A 12,556-nucleotide genomic window follows, 5' to 3' on the forward strand; every position below is an offset into this window, starting at 1 on the left:
CTCCGTGGCGCCGCCCCGGGGCCAGGGGCAGACGACGATGGCCAGGACGAACCGCGCGGAGCCCGACGAGCCCCGCACGACGGGGTCGGTGTCGTCGTTCGTGGGTGTGCTGGTCGGCCTGCCGACCGCGGTCGCGGCGATCGTCGCCGTCTTCCTCGACCTCCCGGACGCCGTCGTGTGGACGTTCGCCGGCCTGTTCGCCCTCGGTCTGATGGCCGCGGTGGTCGTCGACGTCGTCCGCGCAGTCCGTGGTCGTGAAGGGGCGTGGCGCGCGCTGTGGGCCGGGGTGAGCTCCCCGTTCCGCTACGCATTCGGATGGCTGAGGGTCTTCCCGACCTTCTAGGCCGGGCCGCCGGGGCCGCCAGGGCCGCCAGGGCCGCCAGGGCCGCCAGGGCCGCCAGGAGCACGGTGGTACGGGCCATATCGTTGCGGGGTGACGGACGCACGGATCGCTCGGCAGTTCATGGCGCTCACTTTTCTGATCGCCTATGGGCTCTCCGGTGGGCTGATCGTGGCGGCCCGCTTCGGCTACGAGGTGCACAACGTCGTCACGACGGTTCCTGAGCTCCTGGCGAACGTGCCGTTCTCGATTTACATCCTTTCGCCCGCGATCGCCTCCTACGTCGTCCTGCGAGCGAACCGCAAGGTCTCGGGTCTCTGGGAGTGGGTGAGGGGCGTGTTCTCCGCCCGGGGCCGCCCCGCGGGGTACCTGTTCGCCTTCTCGGCGCTCGCGGTGTACTTCTCGCTCCACCTGTTGGTCTCCGGTCCTTCCGCGCATGCGGTTCCGTGGTTCATGTTCTTCCTGTCGCTGCCGGGCAATCTCGTCATCGGCGGCATGGAGGAGGCCGGCTGGATGACCGCGCTGCAGCCCGGGCTCGCCCGACGGTGGGGATTCGTCACGTCCTCGCTGGTGGTCGGGGTCGTCTGGCTCCTGTGGCACGTGCCGCTCTTCTTCATCCCCGGCACGAACCACGAGTCCGGCCTGATCGACTTCTGGATGTTCGCGGTCCAGATCATGGCGTTCCGCTTCCTCTACGGCGCGATCTTCAGGGTGTCGGGCAGGAACGGGGTGTTCCTGTGCATCCTCAGCCACACGGTGTTCAACGCCGCCAGCTTCACTCTCGGCATCCCGCCGACGACCTGGGCGGGCACCCTCACAGCCAATGCGGCAGTGGTGGTCCTTGCCCTCGCATCGGTCGTGGCTTCCCGCAGACTCGGGACGAGTCGGCGATGGCAGGTCTCGCGCTGAGCGCCTCGCCTGTCCTGCGTCGGACGGCCCTTGCTTCTGCTGTTCCGATCCGGAGTCGCAGCGACCGCTGAGACCCGTCCCCTTCGACAGGGTGCCGGAGCGCGCCCCGGCTGGCACCCTGGCCAGATGATCACCGAGCTGCACGTCGTCGACTGGCGCCGCCGCGTCCAGCACCTGTACGCGCACGTCCGCGACCTGGCGGTCGACGACCCCGCGGCCGCGCACGAGTACTGGGTCGCGTCGCGCGACGACCTCCTGGCCGAGCACCCGGCGTCACCGATCCTGCCCGAGGACCGGCCCGGCTTCACCGGGGTCCCGGTCGGTCCCTACGACGCCGCGCTGCGCTTCGAGGTGCCGCTCGTCAACGACCCTGCGCGCGGCACCTCCGACGCCGCCCGCCTCGACGTCCCCACGGGCACCGACGGCGTGGTGCCGTTCGAGCGCGTCGGGCGCCTCGACCTCCCGGGCCTGGGGTCGCTCGACGTGTGGGCGCTGCGGTCGTACGGCGGCGGGCTGTTCGTGCCGGTCAAGGACCCCTCGCCCGCGACGTACGGCGGCGGGCGCTACCTGCTGGACACGATCAAGGGTGCGGACCTGGGGTCCGCGTCGTCCCGTCAGGGGCCCGACGGCGACGCGCCCCTGGTCGTCGACCTCAACTTCGCGTACAACCCGTCGTGCGCGTACGACCCGGCGTGGGCGTGCCCGCTCGCGCCGCCCGGGAACACGCTCACGGTCGAGCTGGCGTGCGGTGAGCTGGTGCGGGCCAGGGGCTAGCGGCCGCCCGGTCTCCTCGACGGGTCACGTCGACGGGCCTACCACCCGCCGAGGTAGACCCGTGCGGCCGAGGTAGACCCCGGGGAGGTCTATCTCGCGCGTACGGGTCTACCTCGGCCACCGGAGCTCAGCGCACTCAGCGCACTCAGTGCACCTCAGTGGAGCAGCGTCTTCAGCCCGATGATGACCAGCCCGAACGCCGCCGCGACGGCAGTCTCCGCGGTCAGCGCCCAGCCCCGCACCCCCGCCCGGTGCGCCGCGAGGTGACCGACCACCCCCAGCATCAGCACGGTGAACCACAGCGCGATCAACGCGGAGTCCGTGACGCCCAGCCCGAACAGCCTCCCCACCAGGAAGACCACGAGCGCCGGCACCCCGCCGATCAGCACCCACACCTCTTCCGACGACGCGAGCCTCAGCCGCTCGGCGATGGTGTGGTCGGAGTCGCGGAAGCGGCCGCCGATCGCCGACACGTACACGTGCGCGGCCCAGTACCCGACGAGCACGCCCGCGACCGCGAGGATCACGAAGTCGCTCGACGCGTCGTGCGTGCTGGAGACCGCGAGCATGAACCCCGAGACCACGGCCCCGTACAGGAAGTCCGCGGGGCCGCCGCGAGCGAACCGGTCGCTCAGGGCGTCCCGCTGGGCGTGGTGGTCGACGCTCTTCCACGAGCGCGCCGCGCCCTCACCGCCCTCGACGCGTCCCTCGTCGGGCCTGCCCGTCCCGGCCTCGTCGCCGTCCGTCATCCGCGTCGCCTCTCGGTCGTCCCCGCCTGCCGCCGCCTCTCTCGTCACTGTAGCGACGCCGTCGGGCCTCCCGCGCGCTGACCTCCCGCCGCCCACCTGACGAACGCAGCACGCCCACCGTCCCTCGCCGCTCCTCCCCTGCCGCGCGCGCCGTGTAGCGTCCCGTCCATGAGTGCCGCACGAAGCAACACGCACGCGCAGGCGGTGGACGCGGCGATCGAGCTGTTCACCCGCAAGGGCTACGAGCAGACGACCGTCGAGGACATCGCCGACGCCGCGCAGATCAGCCGGGCCACCTTCTTCCGCCGTTTCCGCTCCAAGGAGGACGTGGTCTTCGCGGACCACGAGCTGCTGCTGGACGCGGTCGTGGTCCTGCTCGGCGAGACCCGTCCCGCGGCACGCGGCGTGAGCCCCGAGGAGCTCGAGAACGTCGACCCGTACGTCGAGGTGTGCCGGGCGGCGCGGCTCGTGTTCGACCACCACGTGGGTCAGCGCGAGACGTCGGTCGCGCGGCACCGCCTCCTGCAGGACGTGCCCGCGCTGCGCGACCGCGAGCTCGTGACGACGCACCGCTACGAGCGCGCGTTCACGTCCTACCTGCGCGACTCGCTGCCCGCGGACACCCGCAACTCGACCGCGTCGGTCGCGTTCGCGGCATCCGTCGTCGCGGTGCACAACGCGATCCTGCGCCGCTGGCTGCGCGACCCCGACCAGGACCTGCGCCCCGAGCTCGAGGAGGCGTTCGCGGACCTGCGCCGCGCGGCCCGCAACCCCGTCGGCCCGACGGCGGAGCCCGCCACGGCGTCCCCGTCACCCGTGCGGGCGCCGGGTGCCGTCACGCCCGCCCGGCGCGTCGTCGTGACCGTGCTCGACGCGGACACCGACCCCGACGACGTCGCTCGGGCCGTGCGCGACGCGCTCGCCGACGAGAGGTAGCCGCCCGCCCGACCGGACCGCCCGAGCCCCCGCGAAGGCCCCGGGAATGCGCGAGTAGCATCAGAGGTTGCAGCACACAGCAAGCAGTACGCACGAACGTGCTCCGGGGTCGGTGCAATTCCGAGCCGGCGGTGACAGTCCGCGACCCGCGCCCACGCGCGGTTGACCTGGTGGAACTCCAGGACCGACGGTGAAAGTCCGGATGGGAGGAAGCACGTGCGGCGCGGCCGTCCCGGCCTGGTCGGGCACGACGATCCGTCGAGCCCCATCGAGACCGACGGGACCGGTCCGTCGTGGTGCGCGACGCCGTCGGGCCGCCCGGACAGGGCCCCGACCCGCCGCCCGCCCTCACCCCGGAGCCGTCGCGCCCGGGACGACGAGGAAACACCCCATGGACCTGATCCACGCGCTCTTCGACGCGCAGCTCACGATCGGCGACCAGCACCTGCTGTGGCGCGAGATCGTGGGCAACGGGTTCGGGCTGGCGTCCGCGCTCGGCGGCATGCGCCGCAAGATCTGGGCGTGGCCCGTGGGGATCGTCGGGAACCTCCTGCTGCTCACGGTGTTCCTCGGGGCCGTGTTCGCGACGCCCAACCCCGTCAACCTGCTCGGCCAGGCCGGGCGGCAGGTCATGTTCGTCGTCGTGTCGGTGTACGGGTGGGTGCAGTGGCGCCGGACGCGCGACCGCCTCGGCGACGCGGACGCCGACAGCCACGGCGTGGCGGTCGAGCCGCGCTGGGCCTCGTGGCGACAGCGTGCCTTCCTGGTCGTCGCGCTCGTGGCCGGGACAGCGCTCCTGACCCCGATCTTCCGCGCCCTGGAGTCGTACGAGCCCGTGTGGGCCGACGCGTGGATCTTCATGGGCTCGCTGCTCGCGACGTACGGCATGGCCAAGGGCTGGGTCGAGTTCTGGCTGATCTGGGTCGCGGTCGACGTCGTGGGCGTGCCCCTGCTGATCGACGCCGGGTTCTACGCGTCGGCGTTCATGTACGTGTTCTACGGGGCGTTCACGCTCGTGGGGTTCTTCGTGTGGTGGCGCATCGACCGGCGCTCGAAGGCCCTGCTCCTCGCGGGCACCTCCGCTACCGCGTCTCCCACCGCCACGCCCAGCGGGCAGGCCTGATCAGGCCCGACGCGCCACCTCTTGCGTCCCGGTGGTCCGGGCGGATACTCGAAGGTGCGCCCCTGCTCGCGCGGGGCGCACCACGTCCGGGCCGTCCAGGCCCGATGGCAGGCCGTAGCCGGGGACGACGCGGCAACGCGGACGATTGCGACGGAGAAGGCGACACCATGACGACTCGACTCAACCCGTACCTGAACTTCCGGGACGACGCCCGTGCAGCGATCGAGTTCTACCGCGACGTGTTCGGCGGCGAGCTGACGATCAGCACGTTCGCCGACTTCCAGGCGGCGGACGACCCGGCCGACGCGGACAAGGTCATGCACTCCCAGCTCGAGGCGCCGAACGGCCTGGTGCTCATGGCCGCCGACACCCCGAGCTCGATGGAGTACTCGTCGGGCTCCAGCATCTCGGTGTCGCTCAGCGGGGAGCAGGCCGACGACGCCGAGCTGCGCGGCTACTGGGACAAGCTGTCGTCGAGCGGCAACGTGACCGTGCCGCTCGAGGTCGCGCCGTGGGGTGACGCGTTCGGCATGTGCGTCGACCGGTTCGGTGTGAGCTGGCTCGTCAACATCGCGGCCGCGCAGGGCTGACGTCCCACCCACGCGAGACCGAGGCTGCTCGCGCGCCCTGCGCCGCGCGCACACCTCACCCCGCGGACGTGCGGCGGCGGTAGTCGTCCCACGACCTCAAGGGCGGCTGCGACGCCTCGTGCGAGACGGCGTCCGACCCGACGGCCGACGCGAGACGCAACGAGTGGTCCGTGGGCAGGCCCGCAGCGAGGGAGAGGGTCAGGGCGGCGCAGAAGGCGTCCCCCGCCCCGACGCTGTTCACGACCTCGGTGCGGTAGGCCGGCACCCGGAGCGTCTCCACCCCGTGCTCGACCAGGGCCGCCCCGTCGCCGCCGTAGGTGACCACCACCCGCCGCGCCGACGCCACCTCCGGCATCGCCGCGTACTCGGTCTCGTTGACGATGACGAGGTCCGCACGGGCGATCAGCTCGCTGGGCAGGGTGCGCGCCGGCGCGGCGTTGAGCGCGACGTAACCGGGGAAGGCCCTCGCAGCTGCGACGACGACGTCGAGCGGGATCTCGAGCTGTGCGAGGAGGACGTCGGAACCGCCGAACCCCGACGACGGCAGGCGGACGTCGCCGTTGGCTCCCGCGCAGACCGCGATCTGGTTCTCCCCCGCGGCGTCGACCACGATGAGCGCCGTCCCCGTGGGGGCGCTGACGTGCGCGACGTCGTCGGTCCCCACCCCTGCCTCCGCGAGCGCCGTGACGAGTCCCTGGCCGGCGTCGTCCGTGCCGACCGCCCCGACCATGCGGGTGGGCGCCCCGAGCCGGGCCGCCGCGACGGCCTGGTTCGCGCCCTTGCCTCCTGGCTGGGCGGACAGCACGCCGCCGCCGACCGTCTCCCCGGGCCCGGGGAGACGGTCGGTACGTGCCGTGACGTCGTGGTTGATGCTGCCGAGGACGAGGATCCGGGGCAACGCGGGTGCGGTCGGCACGAGAGCTCCTTCGAAGGGTGGGGGTCAGGCGGTGGACGTCTGGACGATCGCGAGCGGCCCCGCCGCCGGCGACACGACGACCTTGGCGAGATAGGCGGGGGTGCCCGAGAGCTGGGCGGTCTGGGTCAGGACGAGCACGGGGTCCTTGGCCTTGAGGCCGAGGAGCTGCCCTCGGGTGGCCCCGACCGTCCCGACCGCGACGTCGCACTCAGCCGCTTCGAAGACGGGGCCGAGGTCCGCGACCATGAGCCGCAGCAACGTGCCCTCCCGCTCGGCGTAGCCCTCGACGCGCGCCGCGAGCTCTCTGGACACGTCGGAGAGGTAGCGGCCGGCCGGGAGGTGCTCCTGGATGATCGCGACCGGGTCGGTTCCTCGATAGGCGACCGACTCCCGGAACCACATGTTCGCCGCGGCGTCCACGTCCAGCTTTCGCGACGTGAAGTCGGTCGTGGGCTGGAGCCCGAACTCGTGGGTCGCGATGCGCACGGGTTCGTCGAACGTCGACAGGACCTGCTCGAAGGTCCGCAGACGCTCCAGCCCGACGCTCGGCAGCCTGTTGACGACCGTCCGTCCGACACCTCGGCGCGTCACGATCAGGCCGTCCTCCTCGAGCAGCATGAGGGCCTCCCGGACGACGGTCCGGCTCACGCCGAGCATCGTCCCGAGCTCGGTCTCGCTCGGCAGCAGCGAGCCGAGCGTGAACTCGGAGGACCGGATGGCGTCCGCGAGCCGTGAGTAGACCGCGACGCGAAGAGGTTGTCCGGGAGCCGCCGTGACCGGTCGCGCGAAGGCCTCGGGGGTGTCGGTCGTGGTCATGGTGTCCTTCCAGCGGCAGGAGTCGGCGTCCTCGCCAGGTTAGTGGTGCGCGGACGTGCCGAGCCCGTGCGGGGGTACCGGCCCGTGCGTGCGCGGCCCCGCAGGGCCACGCACGCACGTGGTGCCGTGCGCTCAGGCGGACACGCTCGCGTGCTGGAGCAGTCGGTCGACGAGGTGCGGGGCGAGCGGCTCGCTCGTCGAGAGCACGACCCGGACCCGTGCTCCCGGGTGGTCGACCTGGCCGAGCCGTTGTCCGCGCAGGTCGCAGAGGGTCTGCCCGCGGCCGGGCCCGCCGGTCGCGTCGACCACGACGGGCACGCGAGGGGCCGACGACGCAACCACACCTCCGACGGCGACGGCCGCCGCGAGCGGGTCGTGCAGGGCGGACGCGCGCCGACCGAGCTCGGGGACGTGGAAGTCGAAGTAGACGTCGAGGATGCGTCCGACGGTCTCCACGAACGGGTCGCCCGACGTGAGCAGAGCCTGCCGGTGCTCCTCCTCGAAGGTGTTCTCCATGGTGACGTCCAGCGGCACGAGCGTGACGTCCCACGGTGCCGAGAGCACGAGGGCCGCGGCCTCGGGGTCCCCCGCGACGTTCGCCTCGGCCACCGCACTGACGTTCCCGGGGACCAGCGCGGCCCCACCCATGATCGTCACCTCGCGCACCATGCCCGGCAGCGCCGGCTCGAGCTCGAGAGCCCTCGCCAGGTTGGTCAGCGGGCCGACGGCGACGATCCGGAGACGGCCCTCGTGCGCCCGGGCCAGGTCCACGAGGAAGGCGGCGGCGTCCTGCCCCTCGACCTGGCGCTGCGACGGCGGGAGGTCGACGTCGCCGACCCCGTTGTGCCCGTGGATGTGCGGGACCCCTCCGCCGTAGGTGCTCGTCAGCCGGTCGTGGGCGCCGAGCGCGACGGGGACGTCCGGACGACCGGCGAGGTCCAGGAGGTCGAGCGTGTTGCGGGCGGCCTGGGCCGCGGCGACGTTCCCGCTCACGGTGCCGACGCCCACGAGGTCGATCTCCGGCGAGGCGAGCAGATAGGCCAGGGCGAGGGTGTCGTCGACGCCCGTGTCGCAGTCCAGGTAGAGGGGTTGGCGGGGGGGGTTCATGAGTTCTCCGGTCGGGGGGTCGAGGGGTCGGGGACGTGGCGGGACGCGGTGCGGACGATCATGCGGGTGCGTCCGCCTCGGGGCGCGGGGCGATGAACCACGACGCGACCAGCGCGAGGGCCGTGATGCCGACCGAGATCCACAGGCCGGTCGTGTAGCCGGCGCTCGTGCCGCGTGCGATGAAGGGGGCGACGACGCCGATGCCGATGCTCGCTCCGAGTCCGAAGGAGGCACCGTTCAGCCCGGGGAGCGCGGACGGGGCCTCCCGCGGCGAGAGGAGGACTCCCAACCCGTTGACGGTCGTCAGGACCAGTCCGTTGTAGCTGACGCCCAGGACGGCGACCATCGCGGCGACGACCCACGGGTTGAAGGTCAGCGTCGCGACGACCGCGAGCACCACGAGGCTGATGGTCATCCCGACGCGCAGCACCTTGATCCACCCGAAGCGTCCTGCTAGCCAGCCCGCCACGGGCGCGGTCACGACCCCGATGAGCGCAGCCGGCATGAGGTAGACCAGGGCCGAGCGGGAAGCGGTCATCTCGAAGCCGGGCGCACCGCCCTGGCTCAGGAGGACGACGCTGAAGTTGATCACCGCGAAGATCCCCGCGAGCGCGAGCGTCGTCGTCGCGATCAGCGGCCAGACCTGGCGCGAGCGCAGGTGCTGCACCGCGATGAGCGGGGATGCGTGGCGCTTCTCGAGGCGCCAGAAGACGCCGAGCGCGACCGCGGTGACCGCCAGGAACGCGAGCGCCACGGGCGACAGCCAACCGAGCGCCGACCCCTGCGAGACGAAGTACGTCATGCCGATCAGACCGACGGACAGCGCGGCGGCGCCGGCCCAGTCCATCGACCCCTTCTCGGCACGCGGCGGGTCGACCTTGGGCACCACGGCCAGGACACCGACGAGGCCCACGAGGCCCACGACGAGCACCACGAGGAAGATCGACCGGTAGCCGTAGGCGTCGGTCAGCAGCCCGCCGACCCAGCCGTCGATGCCTCCGACGCCCCCGTTGACCGCGGTGATGATGCCGAGCGTGACGCCGAAGACCTTCACGGCCATCGCCTCGCTGAGGATCACGTAGGCGAGCTGGAACGTCGCGGCCGAGGCGCCCTGCAGGACGCGCCCGACGAGGAGGACGGGAAGGCTCGGGGCGAACAGGCACAGCAGCGTGCCCACGGCCAGCACGCACAGGACGATGACGAGCACGCGCCGCCGACCGATGAAGTCGGCCCATCGCGCCAGGACCATCCCGGCGACCGAGCCGGCGAGGAAGAAGAGCGAGGACACCTGCGCGATCTGGCTCGCCGAGACACCGAGCTCGACCGCCATGTGCGGGAGCGCCGGGGTCACCATGCTCGCGTTGAGCTGGAAGGCCAGGACGCCCAGCAGCAGGACCGCGACGAGCGCCACCGCCTTGCGTCCGGTGAGCGGGACTCCCCCGGAGGGGGTCAGGTCCTGGGCGCTGCGTTGCGCGCCGGCCGTTCGTACTTCAGTCACGAGAACTCCTTCGTCTGCGACCGGTCGTCGGCACCGTAGCCGACGACGAGAGGTTGTATAACAAGTAACGCTGACGTTATACCTCCCTGCCGGACAGGTCAAGGACACCCCTTTGATACCCCGTCTCTTGACCTGAGACGCGATATCAAGCACCATGGGAGCATCGCCCGACACCGACGTCCGGCCCGAGCCCGGGAGCACCCCCATGACGATCGAGAACCCCGTCCGCCGCAACGTGACCGAGCCGGACTACGACCTGTCGCAGCCCCTCGACGTCGACTACGCCGGCGCGTTCTCGGACGCGACCCCCGCCGACCGCGACCTCCAGCAGCGGGTCCGCACGTTCGTCCAGGACGAGGTCCTGCCCGTGATCGACGGGTACTGGGAGCGCGCAGAGGTCCCGTTCGGCCTCGCCAAGCGCATGGGTGAGCTCGACTTCCTGCGCGACGGCGTCGACGTCCCCGGCTCCCCCCCGATCAGCCTCATGGGAGCGGGCCTCGCCGAGATGGAGATGTCGCGCGGTGACGGCTCGGTCGCCACGATCTGCGGCGTCCAGGGCGGCCTCGCGCTCCGCTCGATCCAGCTCCTCGGCTCGGACGAGCAGAAGGCCGAGTGGCTCGGCCCCCTCGCACGCGGCGAGAAGCTCGGCGCGTTCGCCCTGACCGAGCCCACGCACGGCTCCGACTCGGTCTCGCTCGAGACCACGGCCCGCCGCGAGACCCGCGACGGCGTCGAGGGCTACGTGATCGACGGCGAGAAGAAGTGGATCGGCTTCGGGTCGTGCGGTGACGTCACCGTCCTCTGGGCGCGTCTCGTCGGCGACGACGGCGACAACCAGGTCCACGGGTTCCTCGTCCCCCAGGACACCCCGGGCTACGCGGCCACGACCATCGAGGGCAAGGTCTCGCTGCGCGCGATCTGGCAGGCTCACATCGTCCTGACCGACGTGTTCGTCCCGGCCTCGGCCATGCTCCCGGGCGGTCGGTCGTTCAAGGACACCGGCCGGGTGCTCCAGGCGACGCGTCTCGGGGTCGCGTGGTCCGCCGTCGGGCACGCGACCGCGTGCTACGAGACGGCCGTCGCCTACGCGAAGCAGCGCGTCCAGTTCGGGCGCCCGCTGGCCGCCAACCAGATGGTCCAGGAGCGCCTGACCCGCATGCTCTCGACCCTCACCCAGATGCAGCTCCTCGTCGCGCAGATGACGCGCCTCGACGAGGCGGGCACGCTGAGCGGCCCGCAGGCGTCAATCGCCAAGTACACGTGCACGCGCGGCGCACGCGAGATCGCGGCGAGCGCGCGCGACATGCTCGGCGGCAACGGCATCCTGCTCGCGAACCGCGTCGCGCGGCACTTCGCGGACGTCGAGGCCCTGCACACCTACGAAGGCACCGAGAGCGTGCAGGCACTCATCGTGGGCCGCGACATCACGGGCGTCTCCGCGTTCGCGTAGCCCCTCACCGGCGGCGCTCCCCCGTACCGGGAGCGCCGCACCTCTCGCGAGCCGCCCCACGGTCGCTCGCCCACAGACCACCCGGCGCCGCAGCCAGCTTCCCCTTGGCACCTCCTCGTACCACCTGACACGCGGCGCCGGGCCACAACCCTTCCCACGGAGCACCTCATGAGCAACGACGCCCACGTCCCCGTCCTCCTGCACGGCGCGCGCACGCCGTTCACGCGCTTCCAGGGCGCGCTCGCGTCGCTGTCCGCGAACGAGCTGGGCGCGCACGCGATCCACGGCGCGCTCGACGCCGCCGGGATCGAGGCGACCGACGTCGACGCCGTCATCATGGGCCAGGTCATCCAGGCGGGCGGCGGTCAGGGCCCGGCCCGCCAGGCAGCGATCGCGGCCGGGATCGGCTGGGACGTACCGACCGTCACGATCAACAAGCTGTGCCTGTCGGGCCTGACCGCGATCATCGACGCGGCACGCCTGATCCGCACGGGCGAGGCGTCGGTCGTGGTCGCGGGCGGCCAGGAGTCCATGACGAACGCGCCGCACCTCGTGCTGGGGTCGCGCAAGGGCTTCGCCTTCGGCGACGTGACCATGGCGGACTCGCTCACGCACGACGGCCTGCGCGACCCGTTCGACGGCCAGATCATGGGCGAGGCCACCGACCGCGGGTGCGCGACGCGCGGCATCGGCCGCGCCGAGCAGGACGCGTACGCGGCCCGCTCGCACGCCCTCGCCGCCGCGGCCCGCGCCGAGGGTCGCCTGACCGAGGAGATCGCGCCCGTCACGGTCCAGCAGCGCAAGGGCGAGCCCGTCGTCGTCGCCGAGGACGAGGGCATCCGTCCCGGCACCACGGTCGAGGCCCTCGCGGGCCTGCGTCCCGCGTTCGTGAAGGACGGCACCATCACGGCCGGTTCGTCGTCCCCGCTGTCCGACGGCGCCGCGGCGGTCGTCGTCGTCAGCAAGGCGTTCGCGGTCTCGCGCGGCCTCACCTGGCTCGCCGAGATCGGGTCCGCCGGCCAGGTCGCGGGCCCCGACAACTCGTTGCACTCCCAGCCTGCGCGTGCGATCACCCGTGCGCTCGAGCGCGAGGGCATGAAGGCCGACGAGCTCGACCTCGTCGAGATCAACGAGGCCTTCGCGGCCGTCGCGCTCCAGTCGGTCGCCGACCTCGGGATCGACCCCGTGGTCGTCAACGCCGACGGCGGCGCGATCGCTCTGGGCCACCCGGTCGGCGCCTCGGGCGCCCGCCTGGCCCTGCACCTGGCCCTCGCCCTCCAGCGCCGCGGGGGCGGCGTGGGCGCCGCCGCGCTGTGCGGCGGCGGCGGCCAGGGCGACGCGTTGATCC

Annotated in this window: 13 protein-coding genes and 1 riboswitch; of the genes, 8 read left to right on the forward strand and 5 right to left on the reverse strand. The window is 72.4% G+C overall.

The window, feature by feature from the left end:
• Positions 1-4 precede the first annotated feature (4 nt).
• The 3 genes from ACFRCR_RS02855 (at position 5) to ACFRCR_RS02865 (ending at position 2,023) form a co-directional block, all read left to right on the forward strand.
• Positions 5-343 (forward strand): hypothetical protein, encoded by a 339-nt coding sequence (locus tag ACFRCR_RS02855; RefSeq protein WP_377675420.1) that lies wholly within the window; start codon positions 5-7, stop codon positions 341-343.
• Between the two features lie 90 nt (positions 344-433).
• On the forward strand, positions 434-1,249 hold the full coding sequence (locus ACFRCR_RS02860) for a CPBP family intramembrane glutamic endopeptidase (protein ID WP_377675422.1): 816 nt from the start codon (positions 434-436) through the stop codon (positions 1,247-1,249).
• A 126-nt stretch (positions 1,250-1,375) separates the two neighbouring features.
• Positions 1,376-2,023 (forward strand): DUF1684 domain-containing protein, encoded by a 648-nt coding sequence (locus ACFRCR_RS02865; RefSeq protein ID WP_377675424.1) that lies wholly within the window; start codon positions 1,376-1,378, stop codon positions 2,021-2,023.
• A gap of 155 nt (positions 2,024-2,178) precedes the next feature.
• Here ACFRCR_RS02865 and ACFRCR_RS02870 read toward each other — a convergent pair whose 3' ends face one another.
• A complete protein-coding gene (locus ACFRCR_RS02870) occupies positions 2,179-2,772 on the reverse strand; it encodes a hypothetical protein (RefSeq protein ID WP_377675425.1) in 594 nt (197 codons plus the stop codon).
• 168 nt (positions 2,773-2,940) lie between these two features.
• Between ACFRCR_RS02870 and ACFRCR_RS02875 the strand changes: the two genes are divergently transcribed.
• From ACFRCR_RS02875 to ACFRCR_RS02885, 3 genes are all read left to right on the forward strand, one after another.
• The gene (locus ACFRCR_RS02875) at positions 2,941-3,708 is read left to right on the forward strand and encodes a helix-turn-helix domain-containing protein (RefSeq protein WP_377675427.1); all 768 of its coding nucleotides are present in this window, start codon (positions 2,941-2,943) and stop codon (positions 3,706-3,708) included.
• Between the two features lie 94 nt (positions 3,709-3,802).
• Positions 3,803-3,928: riboswitch (FMN riboswitch) on the forward strand.
• 171 nt (positions 3,929-4,099) lie between these two features.
• On the forward strand, positions 4,100-4,831 hold the full coding sequence (pnuC, locus tag ACFRCR_RS02880; protein WP_377675428.1) for a nicotinamide riboside transporter PnuC: 732 nt from the start codon (positions 4,100-4,102) through the stop codon (positions 4,829-4,831).
• Between the two features lie 167 nt (positions 4,832-4,998).
• On the forward strand, positions 4,999-5,421 hold the full coding sequence (locus tag ACFRCR_RS02885; protein ID WP_377675430.1) for a VOC family protein: 423 nt from the start codon (positions 4,999-5,001) through the stop codon (positions 5,419-5,421).
• Between the two features lie 55 nt (positions 5,422-5,476).
• Here ACFRCR_RS02885 and ACFRCR_RS02890 read toward each other — a convergent pair whose 3' ends face one another.
• The 4 genes from ACFRCR_RS02890 to ACFRCR_RS02905 all read right to left on the reverse strand — a co-directional run bounded on the left by ACFRCR_RS02890 (position 5,477) and on the right by ACFRCR_RS02905 (position 9,758).
• Positions 5,477-6,337 (reverse strand): ribokinase, encoded by an 861-nt coding sequence (locus ACFRCR_RS02890; protein ID WP_377675432.1) that lies wholly within the window; start codon positions 6,335-6,337, stop codon positions 5,477-5,479.
• A gap of 24 nt (positions 6,338-6,361) precedes the next feature.
• The gene (locus ACFRCR_RS02895; RefSeq protein ID WP_377675433.1) at positions 6,362-7,153 is read right to left on the reverse strand and encodes a GntR family transcriptional regulator; all 792 of its coding nucleotides are present in this window, start codon (positions 7,151-7,153) and stop codon (positions 6,362-6,364) included.
• Positions 7,154-7,285: 132 nt separating this feature from the next.
• Positions 7,286-8,260 carry a nucleoside hydrolase gene (locus ACFRCR_RS02900; protein ID WP_377675435.1) on the reverse strand — a complete coding sequence of 325 codons (975 nt, stop codon included), beginning with the start codon at positions 8,258-8,260 and terminating at the stop codon, positions 7,286-7,288.
• A 58-nt stretch (positions 8,261-8,318) separates the two neighbouring features.
• Positions 8,319-9,758 carry an MFS transporter gene (locus ACFRCR_RS02905; RefSeq protein WP_377675437.1) on the reverse strand — a complete coding sequence of 480 codons (1,440 nt, stop codon included), beginning with the start codon at positions 9,756-9,758 and terminating at the stop codon, positions 8,319-8,321.
• A 205-nt stretch (positions 9,759-9,963) separates the two neighbouring features.
• Between ACFRCR_RS02905 and ACFRCR_RS02910 the strand changes: the two genes are divergently transcribed.
• Positions 9,964-11,208 (forward strand): acyl-CoA dehydrogenase family protein, encoded by a 1,245-nt coding sequence (locus tag ACFRCR_RS02910; RefSeq protein WP_377675443.1) that lies wholly within the window; start codon positions 9,964-9,966, stop codon positions 11,206-11,208.
• 168 nt (positions 11,209-11,376) lie between these two features.
• The coding region (locus ACFRCR_RS02915) for an acetyl-CoA C-acyltransferase (protein WP_377675439.1) at positions 11,377-12,556 on the forward strand (1,180 nt) is incomplete at its 3' end.

Source organism: Oerskovia sp. NPDC056781 (genome assembly GCF_042789955.1).
In the GTDB taxonomy this organism is placed as follows: Bacteria; Actinomycetota; Actinomycetes; order Actinomycetales; family Cellulomonadaceae; genus Oerskovia; species Oerskovia rustica.